This window comes from Fodinibius sp. (assembly GCF_034521915.1).
Lineage (GTDB): Bacteria > Bacteroidota > Rhodothermia > Balneolales > Balneolaceae > Fodinibius.
This window is the reverse complement of sequence record NZ_JAXHLU010000004.1, coordinates 294,015-311,567: the sequence shown is the minus strand read 5'-3', so window position 1 is coordinate 311,567 and position 17,553 is coordinate 294,015. Positions and strand designations below refer to the sequence as shown.

Annotated in this window: 13 protein-coding genes; 3 read left to right on the top strand and 10 right to left on the bottom strand. The window is 42.7% G+C overall.

What is annotated here, in order from left to right; all coding sequences use genetic code 11:
• Positions 1–57: 57 nt before the first annotated feature.
• From ribH to U5J89_RS03990, 8 genes are all read right to left on the bottom strand, one after another.
• The gene (gene ribH / locus U5J89_RS04025) at positions 58–534 is read right to left on the bottom strand and encodes a 6,7-dimethyl-8-ribityllumazine synthase (RefSeq protein WP_322574320.1); all 477 of its coding nucleotides are present in this window, start codon (positions 532–534) and stop codon (positions 58–60) included.
• 3 nt (positions 535–537) lie between these two features.
• Positions 538–1,377 (bottom strand): PHP domain-containing protein, encoded by an 840-nt coding sequence (locus tag U5J89_RS04020; RefSeq protein WP_322574319.1) that lies wholly within the window; start codon positions 1,375–1,377, stop codon positions 538–540.
• Positions 1,378–1,379: 2 nt separating this feature from the next.
• Complete coding sequence (locus tag U5J89_RS04015; RefSeq protein WP_322574318.1) at positions 1,380–3,020, bottom strand: S41 family peptidase; 1,641 nt, start codon at positions 3,018–3,020, stop codon at positions 1,380–1,382.
• Between the two features lie 20 nt (positions 3,021–3,040).
• Complete coding sequence (locus U5J89_RS04010; protein WP_322574317.1) at positions 3,041–5,095, bottom strand: LysM peptidoglycan-binding domain-containing protein; 2,055 nt, start codon at positions 5,093–5,095, stop codon at positions 3,041–3,043.
• Positions 5,092–6,762 carry an NAD+ synthase gene (locus U5J89_RS04005; RefSeq protein WP_322574316.1) on the bottom strand — a complete coding sequence of 557 codons (1,671 nt, stop codon included), beginning with the start codon at positions 6,760–6,762 and terminating at the stop codon, positions 5,092–5,094. Before U5J89_RS04005 ends, U5J89_RS04010 begins: the two co-directional genes overlap by 4 nt.
• 10 nt (positions 6,763–6,772) lie before the next feature.
• Positions 6,773–8,449 (bottom strand): amidohydrolase, encoded by a 1,677-nt coding sequence (locus U5J89_RS04000; protein WP_322574315.1) that lies wholly within the window; start codon positions 8,447–8,449, stop codon positions 6,773–6,775.
• A 93-nt stretch (positions 8,450–8,542) separates the two neighbouring features.
• Positions 8,543–9,004, bottom strand: coding sequence for an NUDIX domain-containing protein (locus U5J89_RS03995; protein ID WP_322574314.1), 462 nt, complete (start codon positions 9,002–9,004; stop codon positions 8,543–8,545).
• A gap of 11 nt (positions 9,005–9,015) precedes the next feature.
• A complete protein-coding gene (locus U5J89_RS03990) occupies positions 9,016–10,668 on the bottom strand; it encodes a CTP synthase (RefSeq protein WP_322574313.1) in 1,653 nt (550 codons plus the stop codon).
• 163 nt (positions 10,669–10,831) lie between these two features.
• Between U5J89_RS03990 and dnaE the strand changes: the two genes are divergently transcribed.
• A complete protein-coding gene (gene dnaE, locus U5J89_RS03985; protein WP_322574312.1) occupies positions 10,832–14,314 on the top strand; it encodes a DNA polymerase III subunit alpha in 3,483 nt (1,160 codons plus the stop codon).
• A 127-nt stretch (positions 14,315–14,441) separates the two neighbouring features.
• Complete coding sequence (trxA, locus tag U5J89_RS03980; protein ID WP_322574311.1) at positions 14,442–14,777, top strand: thioredoxin TrxA; 336 nt, start codon at positions 14,442–14,444, stop codon at positions 14,775–14,777.
• Between the two features lie 75 nt (positions 14,778–14,852).
• Here the strand turns inward: trxA and U5J89_RS03975 are convergent, their stop codons facing one another.
• Together U5J89_RS03975 and U5J89_RS03970 are read right to left on the bottom strand one after the other, a co-directional pair.
• A complete protein-coding gene (locus U5J89_RS03975; RefSeq protein ID WP_322574310.1) occupies positions 14,853–15,272 on the bottom strand; it encodes an ATP-binding protein in 420 nt (139 codons plus the stop codon).
• 59 nt (positions 15,273–15,331) lie between these two features.
• The gene (locus tag U5J89_RS03970) at positions 15,332–16,639 is read right to left on the bottom strand and encodes a Glu/Leu/Phe/Val dehydrogenase (RefSeq protein WP_322574309.1); all 1,308 of its coding nucleotides are present in this window, start codon (positions 16,637–16,639) and stop codon (positions 15,332–15,334) included.
• A gap of 321 nt (positions 16,640–16,960) precedes the next feature.
• Here U5J89_RS03970 and U5J89_RS03965 point away from each other — a divergent pair, with 321 nt between their 5' ends.
• Positions 16,961–17,458 (top strand): HNH endonuclease, encoded by a 498-nt coding sequence (locus U5J89_RS03965; protein ID WP_322574308.1) that lies wholly within the window; start codon positions 16,961–16,963, stop codon positions 17,456–17,458.
• Positions 17,459–17,553 lie beyond the last annotated feature (95 nt).

Below are 17,553 nucleotides of genomic sequence, written 5' to 3'. Positions count from 1 at the left end.
GTTTTATTAAGCTATCAATATTAGAGTTTTATACCCGTTATTTCAAGCTAATAAGAATTATAATTTTTCAAATTTTTTAGTCAATGAGATCATTTCAATAAGGGCAAGCGCCGCTTCTGCTCCCTTATTTCCTTTATCCCCTTTAAGCCCAGCACGTTCCTGCGCCTGAGCTACGTTATCCGTTGTTAAAACGCCAAAAACCACCGGCTTATTTCCCTCTAAATTAAGATCCGTCACACCTCGATTTACGGCATCACAAACATAGTCAAAATGTGGCGTATCGCCTCTTATGACGGCTCCCAGCGTAATTACTCCGTCAGTATGGTCTAATAATTTCCGGGCTGTAAATGGTAGTTCATACGCTCCGGGACAGCGAGCCATCAATATTTGTTCGTCACTAATCCCTTTGCTTTTAAGCGTATTAAGTGCTCCATCCAGTAATTCATCCGTGATAAAAGAATTCCATTTTGCAATGGCAATACCAATAGTAAACTCGTTATCATCGGTATCACCTTGTAAAATATTTTCTGCCATAACCTAAACTTTGAGTGCTTTTCGCTGATCAGTCAATCGAACCAATCGATTTACATACTTGGTATTAATAGTGACGACTCCAAAAAATTTCTGATATTCCTTATCTCTCCCATGAAAATCACTGCCACCGGTCTTCAGCAGGTTATATTTTTCGGCAAATTCCTCAATCTGTTTTTGCCGATCGTAATCGTGGCTGGGATGAATAAACTCAATACCGTCGATTCCAGCCTTAACAAGCTCTTCGAGTTCATCCTCGGAATATAAATTTCCCGGATGAGCAAGAACAACAGCCCCGCCGGCCTCTTTCACACTCTCAATAACTTTCTGGTGTGAATAATACTCATTATAAATGCTACCAAGTGACTGATCACTCAGATAGCGAATAAATGCTTCCTTGAAAGAAGCAACATATCCCTTTTCAATAAGTACAGAAGCGATGTGCGGACGACCAATATTACTACCATTCGCCTCAGCCTTCACCTCTTCAATATCTATATCAAGCCCCTTTTTTGTGAGCTCATTAACAATCCATTTTCCACGTTTCAACCGGGAGCGATAATGCTGGGCTAATAACTGAGTAATAACTGTATGATCCGGATCAAAGCAATACGCCAACAGGTGACACTCTCGGCCATTAAAATCTGATGTGATTTCGACCCCGGGAAGTAATGTAATATCTGTTTCCTCAGCTTCTGCCACCGCCTTTCTATAGCCGCGAATAGTATCATGGTCGGTGATAGATATGACATCCAGGTTATGCCTTTCCGCATTTTTAATAATTTGCTGCGGCGTTGAATGTCCGTCGGATGCCGTTGTATGAATATGTAGATCTGCTTTAGCCACTCCTAATTTGAACCTGCCAAAATACTATTATACTGTTCGTTATTCTGTAATATCGAAATTGCTTTATTAACTGCCTCATCATGTGGCAGCCACGCAGCTGTTTGTCCCTGCCGGCCTTTGTAACGCGCTATCAATTCCAAATATAATCTTCTTTCAAGATCAGATCGTTTTCGGATAAACTGTTGCTTCTTTTTTTCTCCAATAACGTTTTTCAATTCCTGAATATGTTCCTTGCCATCCCCCTCTATACCATTGAGCAGGGAATCAATTTTCGTCAAATGCTTCTCTGAGGGCGTTTGGTAATGGAAATTCTTCTCAGACACAAATGCCGTAAATTCTTCATATAGAGCATCAGAACCAAAAGGCTCATTCAAACTGTCATGCATTGCTGCATATCGATTAGCAAAATCAAAAAATAGATTCTCTCTCAATAGAGAAGTTTCCAGCAGCGATGGTTCCTCATTTTTTATGTTGATATCCGGGGCAATACCGTTGCCATCATATACCGTTCTGCCATTTCGTGTTTTAAATTCCTTGCGAAGTGAGTCGGGTTTTAATACCGCACTGTTATCATCATCGTGTGTATAAGTAATAGATTGAATGCTACGACCGCTGGGAATATAATATCTGGAAATGGTCATTTTGAGAGCTGTATTGTACGAAAGCTGAGTTACAGTCTGCACTAAGCCTTTACCAAAACTTTGTTCTCCCATAATTACAGCTCTATCGTAGTCCTGAAATGCGCCGGCCACAATTTCTGATGCGCTGGCACTACCACCGTTTTGCAATACTGCCAGAGGCATATCCGGTAAAACAGGCGTTTCTTCGGTTGTGAATATATTATTGTGTTCACTTTGGCGTCCCCGCGTCTCCACAACCATCTGATTTTGTGGAATAAATTTATCAACAATACCTACAGCCTCCTCTAACAATCCACCGGGATTATTACGCAAATCCAAAATCATTCCATCAAGCTGCTTATTGGTGGTAAGATCTTCAATCGCTTTTCGAACTTCCTCTGCCGTACCTTTTGAGAAACGATTTAACAGTATATAGCCTATATTTTTAGAATCCCCCACCAAACCGGCATATCCTACATTTTTTACCTCAATACGTTGACGTTCCAGCTCAAAATTTATGGGATTGTCTATACCATACCGCTTTATAGTTAACGTAACTGTAGACCCCAGCTCTCCATCTATTAATTTCTGGACTTCTTCGGGCATCAAATCTGCAACCGATATGCCATCAACCTTTTTAATAACATCACCCGCTCGAATACCTTTACGATGTGCCGAATATCCTTCGATAGGTGCAACCACTACTATCTGGCCTCCCCGAAATCCTACATCCAAACCCACCCCTCCATAACTGCCACGACTGATGATCTCCATATTTTGCTGCTGGGCTTCATCAATCATTACGGTATATGGATCAAGGGACTCCAACATCGCATCAATCCCTTTGCGCATTAGTTTTTCAGGATCTACCTCATCCACATACTCCAGGGAAACCGTGCGATATACCTCGCTGAATATGGTAAAGTTCTTCTTAATGAGGAAATAAATATCCGGATTACGCGCTAAACCTATAAGCGCCAACGATGTCAGCGCCAGCAAGCCGGCAACTAAAAATTTCCTCATTTTACCCATTGAAGTACATCTTATTTAATCTTCAACTGTTGCCCAACAAAAATTCTTGAGCCATTGAGATTATTTAAACGCTTTATCTGATTTACTGAGACGCCAAAAGAGTTAGCGATCTGAATAAGGGTATCATTAGATTGGACAGTGTATGTAATTCCTTCTCCATCATCAGCTGATGCCAAATACGCTTCAGTTATATCTTTGCCTGACCGCTGCTCACGTTCCAGTTTTTGCTTTTTGCTAAACGACATGCTGTTGATCTGGCTGTAATACGACTGCTTAGATTGAGGTACATAGATAATCAGGTCTTCTCCCGGACGAATGTAATTTGATGTCCCATTCCAAGATCGTATTTGCCAAGCTCGAACATCATACCATTCTGCGATATGACCAATCGTATCACCTTTTTTCACCTTATAACTAAGCTGAGCTGAATTAGCCGGCGCTTTTGACTTAGATCGTTGTTGTCTTGTAGAGGTTTTACCTCTGGGCTGATGAGTAGGTTTGTTAACGGCAATCTTTTCACTGCTTCCAGGTGCCAATGGCACTACAATTTTTTGACCAGGATAGATAGTATTTGAAAGACTTTCATTCGTCTCATAAAGTGCTCGTACCGAAGTACCGTATTTTCGAGCGATATATCCCAATGTTTCTCCTCTATTCACCGTGTGCATAGCTACATTTTGGCTGCGTTCCTCTTTGGGAATGTTATCGTAATTTGCCGCAAACTTCTCTTTCGTGCCCACTGGCAATTTTAATGGATAACTATTACCCGGGGGCGTTGCCCATCGTAGCAACTCAGGATTATACTCCTTCAATTTTTCTGTGGTAATACCAGCAGCATTTGCCAAGGCATCAAGCGGCATTAGTGGCGCAACCTCAAAAACTTCGTAATTATATTCATCGGCCTCATATGTTCCTTTAAATCCAAATTGTTCGGGATTCATCTCAATCATTGTTGCGGCAATAAAACCAGGCACATATCCCTGTGTTTCGCGTGGCAAATAAGGCAGTGCTGCCCAATAATCCTCTTCGCCGGCTGCTCTAATGGCCCTTTTCAACCCACGGGGACTAATATTGTAATTAGCAATAGCCAGATGCCAGTCGCCCCAAATATTGTAGAGATCTTTTAAATGTCGGGCTGCTGCTCGTGTTGCCTTTTCAGGATCGCGCCGTTCATCAATCCACCAGTTAACCTCCAGCCCGTACATAGAGCCGGTTGCCCGAATAAACTGCCACATTCCAACGGCAGATGCCCAGCTTCTCGCCTCAGGGTTCAATCCACTCTCTACCATCGCAAGGTGAATTAGCTCAGTTGGAACCCCCTCATCTTTAAATATTTTTTTCATCATTGGAAAATACTTCTTGGTACGCCGCAACCACGTTTCCATTACTTCCGGACGTTTAAGCGTATAGTACATCAGATGACGATTGACCTGACGGTTTTGAACCAGAGGCACTTCCGTCTTGGGAGTTGTTATATTATCCGGGAGTACGTATTCCTCATTTTCACTCATCCAGTCGTCCTCCTTAGAGTACAGCTCTTTCTGAATGGCAAAAATTTCGCCCTTAACCTGTTTCGAAGAATCTTCTACACCATAAAACTCTCGGTATTCGGTCATTACCGATCGATACAATGCACTAAATCGCTCATTGGATTGTACCTCCGGGTAGGTATCCAATAGGTTTTGCATAGCATTAAGGGCATCAGTAATATGCGTTTCGGCACTCAGCGGATCATCCTGAATTTGCGCCTCAATTGCATTTACATGCATGCGATATATATCAGCGATGCGACGCATCAAATCTTTTTGGAAATTATCGAGTTTTGCTTGCGGTCGGGCTTCTTCGTCAGCAAAATCATCATCCCCGGATACCATGGGATTATTATAGGGAAGAAGCTTGGCAGGCATAGGGCTTTCCTCCAGCTGTATATCCTCATCCTGCTGCTGGGACAATGCGGGAGTAACGCCTATAATTAAGACAAAAACAAGTAAAAGCTGTAGCTTATTCTGCATAGCATGCTTCGATATATAGTTAAATTTTTTGATACGCTCTTTTAATAACGTCAATTTCGGTTATTTGTCCAACGCTGTACCAACGGCCAACGTCTGCCCGTCCCAAAAGCCTTATCGCTAACTTTTAGTGCAGGAACCGCCTGAAAGCGCTTATACTCATTACGATCAACCAGTGCAACAATTTCTTGAACGGTATCAATATCAAAGCCCTGTTGGGCAATTTCTGCAATGGAGAGCTGCTTTTCAATATAAGCCTCCAGAATAGGATCTAAAATATCATATTTCGGCAAACTATCTGCATCTTTTTGGTCGGGACGCAATTCGGCACTCGGTGCCTTGTCAATGATTTCTTGCGGAATAATTTCTTCGCCATAATACTTTTCATTCAGCCAGCGAGCCATTTCATACACTTCAAGCTTATACAGATCCGCTATAACTCCCAATCCTCCGGCCATATCGCCATATAAGGTACAGTAACCAGTGGCCAGCTCAGATTTATTACCGGTATTTAACAGCATATTACCAAATTTGTTGGAGTATGCCATCAACAATGTACCTCGAATACGAGGTTGCAAATTTTCTTCGGCCACTCCAAAAGAAGCGTCTTTAAATAACGGCTTCAAGGCAGTGTTAAACTGATCATACAGATCTTTAACCGCGATCTCATGTAGCTCGATTCCAAGATTTTGTGCCAGTTGTTGCGAATGGGTAACGCTTCCTTCTGATGAAAATTCTGACGGCATGGTAATACCGACCACATTCTCTGCCCCTAAAGCTTCCGTTGCAATGGCGGCAACTAACGCAGAATCAATTCCTCCACTTAGTCCTAAAACAACATCATCGGCAATACCTGTTTTATCAAGGTAATCTTGTAAGCCCAACTTTAAAGCGTTGAACATCTGAGCAATTTTCTCCGAAACCTCTGCAGGCGCAGGTCCTATATTTTCCAATGCATCTGTTTTAGGCTCCCAGTCGAGATCAATATGGGCCTCCTCGAATAGCGGAGCTCTTCCCACTATATTGGCATCGCTGTTAATAGCCATTGAATCACCATCTGAAATCAGCTCTGTATTTCCTCCCACCTGATTTACATAGAACACAGGGACCTCCAAACGTTCAATATGCTGCTGTAACATTTTTTGACGACTTTTTGGCTTGTTTCGAGTGTATGGGGATGCCGAGAGATTAAAAATTGCTTCAGCTCCCTTTTCCACCAACTCCTTTGCAGGGTTTACATCATACGTCAAATACGGAAGCTCAAAATTATACCAGATATCTTCACATACGGTAATCCCAATTTGTGTCCCCTTAAACTCAACGCATTCAAACGTATCATTGGGCTCAAAATACCGGAGCTCGTCATACACATCATAGGTGGGAAGCAGTGTTTTATGCACTTCTGTAATCTTTTCTCCGCTATGAGCCAAAAGCGCACTGTTAAAACATTTGCGACCGGAACTATTATTGGAGGTTACCGTTCCAAACAACACCGCAGTATCCCCAGAGTTTGCTATAATTCTTTCATTCGCCTGGTAGATAGTATCTAAAAACGTCTGGCGCTCAATTAAATCCATCGGCGGATACCCACAAACCACTAATTCCGGTAACACAAGCAAATCCACATGATCTGCTTCTGCATCGGCCATGGCCCTCTCAATGAGCGAAATATTACCACTGATATCCCCAATTATAGGATTTAACTGTTCTAAACGTATGATCATAAATCAAAAATTATTTGTCTGCAGAATATACTTTTTCGCCGCCCATCCAGGTTTCGAGCACTTTTGTTTGCCAAATCTCACTTTCCGGAACTTCGAAATAATCGCGATCCACAAGGATGAAATCAGCCCATTTGCCCGGCTCTAAGCTGCCAAGCATATCTTCCTGATGGGCAGCATAAGCGGCATCCAAGGTAAAAGAGCGAAGTGCCTGCTCCCGATTCAAACTTTCGGATGGATACCAACCACCTTCGGGATTCCCTTGATGATCTTGTCGGGTTACCGCTGAGTACAAACCATAAAACGGGTTCACATGTTCCACCGGGAAATCTGAGCCGAAAGCTACCGTCGTACCCTGATCTACAAACGTTTTCCAGGCATAGCCGCCTTTAATGCGTTCGGGGCCCACGCGATCTTCTGCCATATTCATATCACTAGTAGCATGGGTTGGCTGCATGGAAGCGATAATACTAAGCTCATTAAAACGGGGAATGTCTTGCTGAGAAACAATCTGTGCGTGTTCTACTCTATTTCTGAGTCCCTGATCTCCCAAACTATCTTTCGCATTCTCAAAGGCATTAAGCACCTGACGATTAGCTGCATCTCCGATCGCATGGATATTTGTCTGAAATCCTTCCGACATTGTTTTTAACACCATCTGGTTCATCTCCTCCTGGGTGTGGAACAGCAGGCCAGTATTGTCGGGATCATCGGAATAAGGCTCCAACATAGCAGCACCGCGACTGCCTAATGCACCGTCGCCATAAATTTTAACGCTGCGCAGTGCCAACAAATCATCTGCGTATGAAGTAATGGGACCATTTTTGCCAAGCTCATCAAACGTGTCACCGGCTCCGCCAATCATCGCATAAATTCGTGTTGTTAGTTCTCCTTCATCGGCAAACTTTTTATAGAGCTCCCAAATTTCTGCAGAAATCCCTGCATCGTGGACACTTGTCAGTCCTTTGCTGCGCATTCGCTGGAGTGCATTTTTCAAAGCCATTTGCTGCTCTTCATCCGTTGGTTCGGGAATATGTGAAGCAATAAGCTGTTCTGCTTCATCTATAAACACACCAGTAGGTTCCCCATTTTCGTCGCGAATAATTTTTCCACCTTCCGGCGCTTCCGTTTCAGCAGTAATACCTGCCATCTCCATAGCCTTGCTATTTGCCCAGCCGGCATGACCATCGACTCGGCTCAACCAAACGGGACGATCACTTACCACTTTATCAAGATCTTCGGCTGTGGGAAAACCGCCATCGCCCCAATGCGTATTATTCCAGCCTCGTCCTTCAATCCACTTCAAATCGGGATTCTCAGATGCATATTCTTCGATATGTGCCAGCGCCGAATCCAACGATTTAATACCCATCAGATCTACATTCATGAGCATTGTTCCCAATCCCATCACGTGACCATGGGCATCAATAAGGCCAGGTAGCATTACCTTTCCCTCCCCGTCAATCACTTCTGTTTGAGACGACGATTCAAAGGTTGTATCAGAATACACATCCACGACCTTACCATCTTTAAACGCCAACGCTGAAAATTCTTTCAGCTCACCACCATAAAAGGTATATCCCTTAACATTTTGGATTACCGTTGTTTTCGAACTTTGATTACTCCGGCAGGAATACCCTACTAAAGCCACACACAAAATAGCTAGAACTGAAAATCGAAGATTATACATAAGAGTAGATGTGGTTAAAAATTAAGCTTCTAAATTTATTACAATCCCATTAGGATTAAAAAAATAGATTATCATCCCAGATGTAAGAAGCTGTTAAAAAACAGGATAGCTTGACCGTTGGTTCCAGTTTTTAATTTTCTCTACAAGACTGGAAGGTGCAAAGTCTAGTTCAGACAGTTTATCAACAGGCATCCATTGCAAATCGTGCAGAAGTTGACGATCCCAAGATAGCTCGGGATCTTTGCCTAATTTCTCCGTTCCACTCGTCTTTTTAACTTCAAAGAAACATTCTACAGCATGATACGGTTTGCGTAAAAGCTCATTTACATGCACCAACTCTTGAACTTCTACTGTAAGATTAGTCTCTTCTTTAAATTCTCGTTTAAGACAATCCTTCATCGATTCCCCAAACATAAGTCCACCGCCCGGCGGCATCCAAACCAATTTATCAGTTATGGGAGAGTGAATTTGTGCCAGCAATATTTCGTCATTTCGGATCAGCACTCCGCAAACTCGTACTCGCAATTTATTAGCAAACGTCTGATCCGGTGACATGTCGTCTTCTATTAATTAATGACAACCTTTTCCCGTTTAATGGGCTCAGCCAAATCATTCTCTTTAGCATGTTTTAAGCTAGCTTTAACAAAATCAACAAAGAGCGGCTGTGGATTGTTTACCGTTGAGCAATATTCGGGATGGAACTGTACGCCTACAAACCACGGATGTTCGGGCAATTCAATAATCTCAACAAGATCGCGTTCGGGATTAAAACCAACAAGCTTCATTCCGTCTTCCACTAGTTTATAACGCAAGTTGTTATTTACCTCGTAACGATGACGATGCCGCTCCTCAATAAGTTCCTTGCCATAAGCTTCATACGTCTTGGAATCCTTTTTAATCTTGCAATCATACAATCCCAGTCGCATAGTGCCGCCCTTGTCTTCTATATTCTTTTGATCCGGCATCAAATCAATAACAGGATACTCAGTATCTTCATCAAATTCTGTACTGTTGGCAGTTTCCCATCCGCATACATTTCGCGCAAATTCAATGACGGCACACTGCATTCCCAGGCAAATCCCAAAATAAGGAATTCCATTTTTACGGGAATAGTTAGCTGCAGCCAACTTACCGTCGATGCCACGCCCTCCGAAACCGGGAGCAACCAAAACACCCGAAACATCTTCCAGGTTTTCGGCAATATTATCGGCCGTCAAATCATCCGATTGCAGCCAGCGAATATCCACTTCACAATCGTTAACCGCACCTCCATGAATGAGCGCCTCTACAATTGATTTATAAGCATCATGATGCTCTACGTACTTGCCAACAAGCGCAATAGAAATTTGGGTAGATGGATTTCTCACCGCTTCAACAAATCCTTTCCATCGCTCCAGATCTGGTTCACCGGCATCCAGCTTTAGCTTCTTAATTACTCGCTTGTCCAAGCCCTCATCCTGCATTAACAGTGGAACCTGATAAATACTTTCGGCATCCAGCGATGCAATCACATCGTCGTATTCGACGTTGCAGAATTGAGCAATTTTATTGCGGATAGTATCATCAAGCGCATACTCAGAACGAGCTACAATAATGTCAGGCTGCAGACCACTTTCAGAAAGCGTTTTAACAGAGTGCTGTGTCGGCTTGGTTTTGAGCTCACGTGCTGCCGACAAATACGGTACCAGCGTCAAATGGATGGAAAGCGTGTTCGCTCGTCCCACATCATACCGCAGTTGACGAACAGCTTCGATATAGGGCAAGCTTTCGATATCACCTACAGTACCTCCGATTTCGGTAATCACTACATCATAATCACCGGATTCACCCAATTCAACGATATGTGATTTAATCTCATCAGTGATATGCGGAATTACCTGAACGGTTTTTCCTAAATACGCGCCCTGACGCTCTTTAGAGATGACATCATTGTAAATACGTCCGGTGGTAACATTATTTTCTTGAGATGTTTTTATATCCAGGAATCGTTCATAATGGCCTAAATCGAGATCGGTTTCCGCACCATCCTCGGTCACATAAACCTCTCCGTGTTCATAGGGATTCATCGTGCCGGGATCCACATTTATATATGGGTCAAGCTTTTGAACCGTTACGTTCAAACCGCGTGCAACCAACAGACGCCCCAGCGACGCACAAATAATTCCTTTTCCCAGTGAAGATGTAACTCCGCCCGTTACGAAGATATATTTAGTGGACATATTAGATCAGTTTGATTAGGTAAAACTAAAAATAGAATGTTTCCGCTCACCATTCAAACCCGAATGAATATTTTTTGAAAATTATCTAAAAATACGCCTTAATATTGTCGGTCAGGAATAGTATTATTATTCCAATCCAAGGATCATAAGAAAAGCCTCCTGAATGAATTTTTCACACCTCCATAATCACACGCAGTTTAGTATGCTCGATGGTGCCGCGAGCATCAATCAGCTTATCAAGAAATCCAAAAAAAACGGTATGCCCGGGATCGCCATTACCGATCACGGAAATATGTTTGGGGTGCCGGAGTTCGTCAACACGGCCAATAAACACGGCGTCAAACCTATTATTGGTTGTGAGTTTTATGTAACTCCTTCGGGGATGGACGACAAAAAAGATCGCACCCGATACCATCAGGTATTGCTGGCCAAAAACATGACGGGCTATAAAAACTTGTCTAAGCTATGTTCGCTGGGATATACCGAGGGACTCTATTACAAACCACGCATTGATAAAGAAACGCTGGCCGAGTATGCTGAAGGCCTTATTGCTACAACCTGCTGTATTGCCAGCGAGATCAATCAAACAATTATTAATAAAAGCGAAAAGGAAGCACGCGCCATTTTTGAATGGTATCTCAATCTTTTTGGAGATGATTACTACATTGAGCTACAGCGTCACGGCCTAAATGATCAGGATCGCTGCAATGAAATCCTTGTAAAATGGTCGAAAGAATACAATGTGAAAATGGTGGCGACGAATGATTGCCACTATGTAAATGAGGAGGATTCGGAAGCTCACGACATTTTGCTTGCCCTGCAGACGAATGCCGACATCAATGATCCCAATCGGTTTCGTTTTACGGATGACAACAACAACTTAAATACCGATTTCTACCTGAAAACGCCTGAAGAAATGGAGGAGTTGTTCAGTGATCTTCCTCAGGCGATCGACAATACCAACGAGATCATTGAGAAGGTCGACGATATTGACCTCAGCTCTGAGTTGTTACTTCCGCATTACAGTATCCCGGATCAATTTGATTCGATGGATGACTACCTGCGTCATTTGACATATGAGGGGGCGAAAAAGCGCTACGGAGAAATTACCCAGGAAATTAGCGAACGTCTTGAACAGGAGCTTGGCATTATAAGTCGAATGGATTTCTCCGGCTATTTTCTAATTACTCAGGACTTCACAACTGAAGCTCGCAAGCGGGATGTTTTCGTCGGTCCGGGACGTGGCTCGGCTGCCGGTTCTGTTGTGGCCTACTGTTTGGGGATTATTAATGTAGATCCCATGCGACACGATCTGCTGTTTGAGCGCTTTCTGAATCCCGAGCGCGTAAGTCCACCGGATATTGATATCGATTTTGATGACAGCGGCCGCCAAGAAGTAATTGACTATGTGGTCGAAAAATATGGCCGCGAGAAAGTTGCGCAGATTGTAACCTACGGTACGATGAAGGCCAAAACGGCTATCCGTGATGTGGGACGCGTACTGGGAGTACCGCTGCAGGAAGTAAATCGAATTACGAAATTGTTTCCCGATCAACCGGGTCTTAACACTTTTGATAAAGTACTGGATCCCTCCCGAAACCCTGAATCAGCCAAAGATATTAAACAACTTTTTGATCATCCCGATCCGCAAGTGCAAAAGATGATGCGTTTTGCCCGCACACTCGAAGGCTCTGCGAGACAAACGGGGATCCACGCAGCAGGAGTAATTATTGCACCGGGTGAAATCAGCGAATATGTACCGGTAGCCCTATCCAAAGACAAGGAATTAATTACCCAATATGACGGTCCGCACGCCGAGGAATGCGGCTTGCTTAAAATGGATTTCCTTGGCCTAAAAACATTATCCATTCTCAAAACATCCATCAAATATGTAGAAAATAATCACGGAATCCACTACGAGCTGGATGAGATTCCCGAGAATGATGAAAAGACGTATGAGCTGTATCAAAAAGGAAATACTATTGGCACCTTCCAGTTTGAATCGGATGGCATGCGTAAGTACCTTAAGCAGCTGAAGCCAACCGAGCTGGATGACTTGATCGCTATGAACGCTCTCTATCGTCCGGGCCCTATGCAGTTTATTCCGGAATATATCGACCGCAAACACGGGCGTTCAGAGGTAGAATATCCCCACCCCGACCTCGAAGAACTCCTGAAGCCGACCTACGGCATCATGATTTACCAGGAGCAGATTATGAAGGCGGCTCAAAAAATCGCCAATTACTCACTCGGCGAAGCAGACTTGCTGCGTCGCGCCATGGGTAAGAAGAAGAAAAAGGTGATGGATGAGCAGCGCGAAATTTTTACAAAACGCGCTATCGACAACGGGGTCTCCGAAGAAAAAGCCGAAGAGCTTTTCGACATCATGGCCGAGTTTGCCAACTACGGCTTTAACAAATCGCACTCGGCCGCTTACTCCGTAGTAGCATACCAGACGGCCTTTTTTAAAGCCAATTATCCCGCGGAATATATGGCGGCTGTCCTCAGCCATAACATGGGCGATATTGATAAAGTGTCGAAGTTTATTGAGGAATGTAACCGCATGGGTATCACCGTTGATCCGCCCAACATCAACAGCGGACAAGGAAAGTTTGTGGCCGTGGAGAAACGCATCCAATACGGCATGGAAGCGATTAAAGGCGTAGGATCGAATGTGGTTGAAGAGATTGTGAAAGAACGGGAAGAAAACGGAAAATTTGATTCCATTTATGATTTCGCGCGCCGTGTTGATTCCAGCGTCTGTAACAAAAGAACGCTGGAAAGCCTTTTCCAGGCCGGTGCTTTTGATGAGCTAAATCCCAATCGTCGACAGCTTTTACAACATATGGAGATTCTGCTCAATTACGGATCGCGCGTACAGGAAATGGAAAACTCTAATCAATCAGATCTGTTCGGCGATGGTAGCGACAATTCAACTGCCATTGACGAACCTCAGCTGGAACCCGTTGATCAATGGTCAAACATTGAGCGACTCAATAAGGAGCGTGAACTCATCGGCTTTTATCTGAGTGGGCACCCACTGGATAAATTTCAAGAAGATGTGAATATGTTCTGCTCCCATACGCTGGATGCCGAGAAACTAAATCAGCTTAACGACGGAACAGACGTACGCGTTGCCGGTATCATCACCAAGGTTAATCGTGTTACGGATAAAAAGGGACGACCCTTCGCTTTCCTGGAAATGGAAGATCGCCATGGACATGTGGAAGTCGTGGTCTTTAATGAAGTATATGATCGCTGCCTGGGCATGATTCAGGAAGATACGCGTGTTGTAGTCGACGGCAGCTTCGATTCATCCCGTGGCAAACTACAGATTATTGCCAATGGTTTTGAACGCATCGAGAGTATGCGCGAAAAATATCAGGACCAGATTGAACTTAAACTGGATATCGATACCAATTATGTAGATGAGGAGGATCTGAAACAGATGGCACAACTCTTCAGAGAAAATCAGGGAGAAACAAATGTACGCTTCAACGTATTAAGCAGCGAAGCCAAAAGGCCTTTTGCTATGCACGTCCGCAAGTTTGTTGTAGATCCCAACGAAGAATTGCTGGATGGACTAAAATCCATTGTAGGTAAAGAAGCCATTGCCCTAAACCGTTATAATGGTAACGGGAGGTAAGATAAGTTTTGATAATGTATTCTATAATAAGAAACGATGTGATAATTGGGTGATATTATCCGATATTAACATCGTTGAATTGAAGGATTACTTTAATAACAATTAATGAATTGATGAAAGAAATATTATGAGTAAAGCAATCGAATTTACAGACGACTCTTTTGAAGATGAAGTAATTAATGCCGATGCTGAGAAACCGGTACTGGTAGATTTCTGGGCGGAATGGTGTGGCCCTTGCAAAATGGTTGGACCTGTTGTTGAAGAGCTGGCTGAAGAGTTTGAAGGAAAAGCAAAAGTTGGAAAAGTAGATGTTGATTCAAATCCTGAAACATCTACAAAATATGGTATCCGAAGCATTCCTTCACTGCTGATTTTCAAAAATGGTGAAGTAGTTGATCAAATTGTTGGAGCGGTACCTAAAGCTCAGCTTAAAAAACAGTTGGAAGCTCAGCTTACGAACTAACAGCTTATACAAATTGTCCCATTAAAAAAGGCGATGAGGTTTACGCTTCATCGCCCTTTTTATTTAAAACTGATGTCAACTATCTAACTGAAAAAAAATGGTAGCCTTAGAGCCGCCTTTTGAAAATTGTAGCTCATCGGCATACTGCTTGATCAGATAAACACCTCTTCCGCTTTCATTTAATAAGTTCTCTTCTTTTAGAGGGTCGGGAATTTCTTCAGGATCAAATCCTTCGCCTTCATCTTCAACACTGATAGTAAGAATCTCATTTTCCTCATCAAACGTTGAAAGCACTACAACTTGTTTCTCCGGATTCTCATTATTGCCGTGCATAATTGCATTATTCACAGCTTCGCTAAGCGCAAGCATAATCCGGCTGGAATCCTCATCATCAATATCAGCCCACTGTTTAAGTTCTTTGATGAACGGCTCCAACCGTTCCATCTCTTCAAACCTGGAATCCAAAACAAGTTTTTTAGTATCACGATTTGACATAAATGAAAGATATAATCAGGGATGTCTTTCCTTAAACATCCCCATAGTGCGAAAAACTACTATGCGTATAATCCACGCAGTTTCAGCGTCATAGCTACTTTATTAATTCCAAACACATAAGCAGCTTGGCGCAGCGTAATATCATATTGGTTCCGCACTTCAAATAGATTATCGAATGCATTGCGCATCATCCTGTTAAGACGACGATTTACGCGCTCTTCAGTCCAGAAATATCCCTGGCGATCCTGCACCCATTCAAAGTAGGAAACCGTAACACCGCCTGCATTTGCAAGAATATCAGGCACTACCATAATGCCTTTATCTTCGAGGATGGAATCGGCATTAGCTGTCACCGGACCGTTTGCACCTTCGGCAATAATTTTGGCGTTAATATTAGGGGCGTTCTTTTTATTGATCTGATCTTCTTTAGCCGCCGGGATTAATACATCACACTCCATCTGCAACAGCTCGTCGTTGGTGATCTTCTCGGCTTCAGTATATCCCTCAAGTGAATTATCATTATTTTGTGCATACTCTATTGCAGCTGGAATATCTATTCCGTTTTCATTGTAATAACCACCGGAGATATCACTAATAGCAATAACCTTGGCACCTTGTTCATACATCAACTTAGCACTAACAGAGCCTACATTACCAAATCCCTGAACAGCGACGGTACATTTATTAGGCAATATCCCCATCTTATTAAGTGCAGCCAATGTAACCGTTACCACGCCACGACCCGTTGCTTCTTTACGTCCGTGCGAACCACCCAATATGATAGGCTTGCCAGTCACTACAGCCGTTTCTGTTTTATGGGCATTCATACTGTAGGTATCCATCACCCATGCCATAACCTGCTCGTTAGTATTCATATCGGGGGCAGGTATATCACGATCGGGACCAAACACCTCGAGCATATTCGCCGTATAACGACGTGTCAGCCGCTCCAACTCCCCATCCGAAAGCTGTTTAGGATCAACACGTACACCACCTTTAGCTCCACCAAATGGTACATTTACAATTGCACATTTCCAGGTCATCCAAGCGGCTAATGCATTCACCTCTTCAAGGGTTACATCCGGAGCATAACGGATGCCGCCTTTAGAAGGCCCCAGTAAGTTATTATGGATAACACGATACCCTTCAAAAACACGAATATCTCCACTGTCCATAACAATAGGAATGGAAACAATAACCTGTTTAACAGGACTTGCTAAATATTGGAACATTCCTTCGTCAAGCTCAAGCACTTCCGCAGCAAAACGGAAACGCTCTAACATCGATTCAAAAGGGGATTCTTCATCAAGTTTAGGCCCCGGCTCTTTGTAATAACCGGTGGTGTACATATTTTTATTGTATGGCATAAATTGAGATTAAAAGTAATCTGATCTTGTTACTGTTAAATGCTATAAATCTATCATGACATTGATTGCCTGATAGTCATTTTTAAAAGACAGAAAGGTATAAAAAAATTATCAGATGATATAGGTAAGATTTGAGAATCATATCAAAAAAACTTTCTGCCATTACAACATAAATAATATAACATCATTCCCTTATTGATACATAACAGCATGTTGCATTTGAATAAAATTTAATGTTGATTCTACACATTAAACATGTAGATAAACGTTATAACCTCTTTTTATTGTTAATCTCATTACTGTAATAATAATTTAAATGCTATGGACGCGAATGTTCTGGTATTAAATAAAGATTATCAACCATTAAGTATTTGCTCGGTACATCGGTCGGTTAAACTTCTATTCTTAGATAAAGCCGAAATGGTTCATGACTATCCCGAGCGAACCATCAGTACCGTTTCAAAGGATTTTTCTTATCCCTCAGTAATCCGATTGCGGCGATACATCAACATCCCCTATAACCAGATCGTCTTGTCTCGCCATAATATTATGAAACGCGACCATAAAACCTGTCAGTATTGCGGTTCATCAAAAAATCTTACGATTGATCATGTGTTACCCAAAAGCCGTGGTGGCCAAGACACGTGGGAGAACCTAGTAACAGCCTGTAATACTTGCAATGTTGAAAAGGGAAACCGTACGCCCAAAGAAGCGGAAATGCCGTTAAAGCAAAAGCCTTTTCGTCCCATCCATATTACCTTTCTACAATCTATCCTTGGTGGCGTTCAGGAGGATTGGAAACCCTACCTATACATGTAATATCTCTGAGATATCTCCGATAAGTAAGCCAAATTCTCTTCATAAGAAATACATAAAAAAACCTTATCTTCGAGGTTCATTCACACTTTTAGAAT

Bases quoted from the DNA above. Each gene is read 5' to 3' on its own strand.
- dnaE (WP_322574312.1), top strand. From the start codon at position 10,832: ATGAATTTTTCACACCTCCATAATCACACGCAGTTTAGTATGCTCGAT.
- U5J89_RS04005 (WP_322574316.1), bottom strand. From the start codon at position 6,762: ATGATCATACGTTTAGAACAGTTAAATCCTATAATTGGGGATATCAGT.
- ribH (WP_322574320.1), bottom strand. From the start codon at position 534: ATGGCAGAAAATATTTTACAAGGTGATACCGATGATAACGAGTTTACT.
- trxA (WP_322574311.1), top strand. From the start codon at position 14,442: ATGAGTAAAGCAATCGAATTTACAGACGACTCTTTTGAAGATGAAGTA.
- U5J89_RS03965 (WP_322574308.1), top strand. From the start codon at position 16,961: ATGGACGCGAATGTTCTGGTATTAAATAAAGATTATCAACCATTAAGT.
- U5J89_RS04000 (WP_322574315.1), bottom strand. From the start codon at position 8,449: ATGTATAATCTTCGATTTTCAGTTCTAGCTATTTTGTGTGTGGCTTTA.
- U5J89_RS03990 (WP_322574313.1), bottom strand. From the start codon at position 10,668: ATGTCCACTAAATATATCTTCGTAACGGGCGGAGTTACATCTTCACTG.
- U5J89_RS04015 (WP_322574318.1), bottom strand. From the start codon at position 3,020: ATGAGGAAATTTTTAGTTGCCGGCTTGCTGGCGCTGACATCGTTGGCG.
- U5J89_RS03975 (WP_322574310.1), bottom strand. From the start codon at position 15,272: ATGTCAAATCGTGATACTAAAAAACTTGTTTTGGATTCCAGGTTTGAA.
- U5J89_RS03995 (WP_322574314.1), bottom strand. From the start codon at position 9,004: ATGTCACCGGATCAGACGTTTGCTAATAAATTGCGAGTACGAGTTTGC.
- U5J89_RS03970 (WP_322574309.1), bottom strand. From the start codon at position 16,639: ATGCCATACAATAAAAATATGTACACCACCGGTTATTACAAAGAGCCG.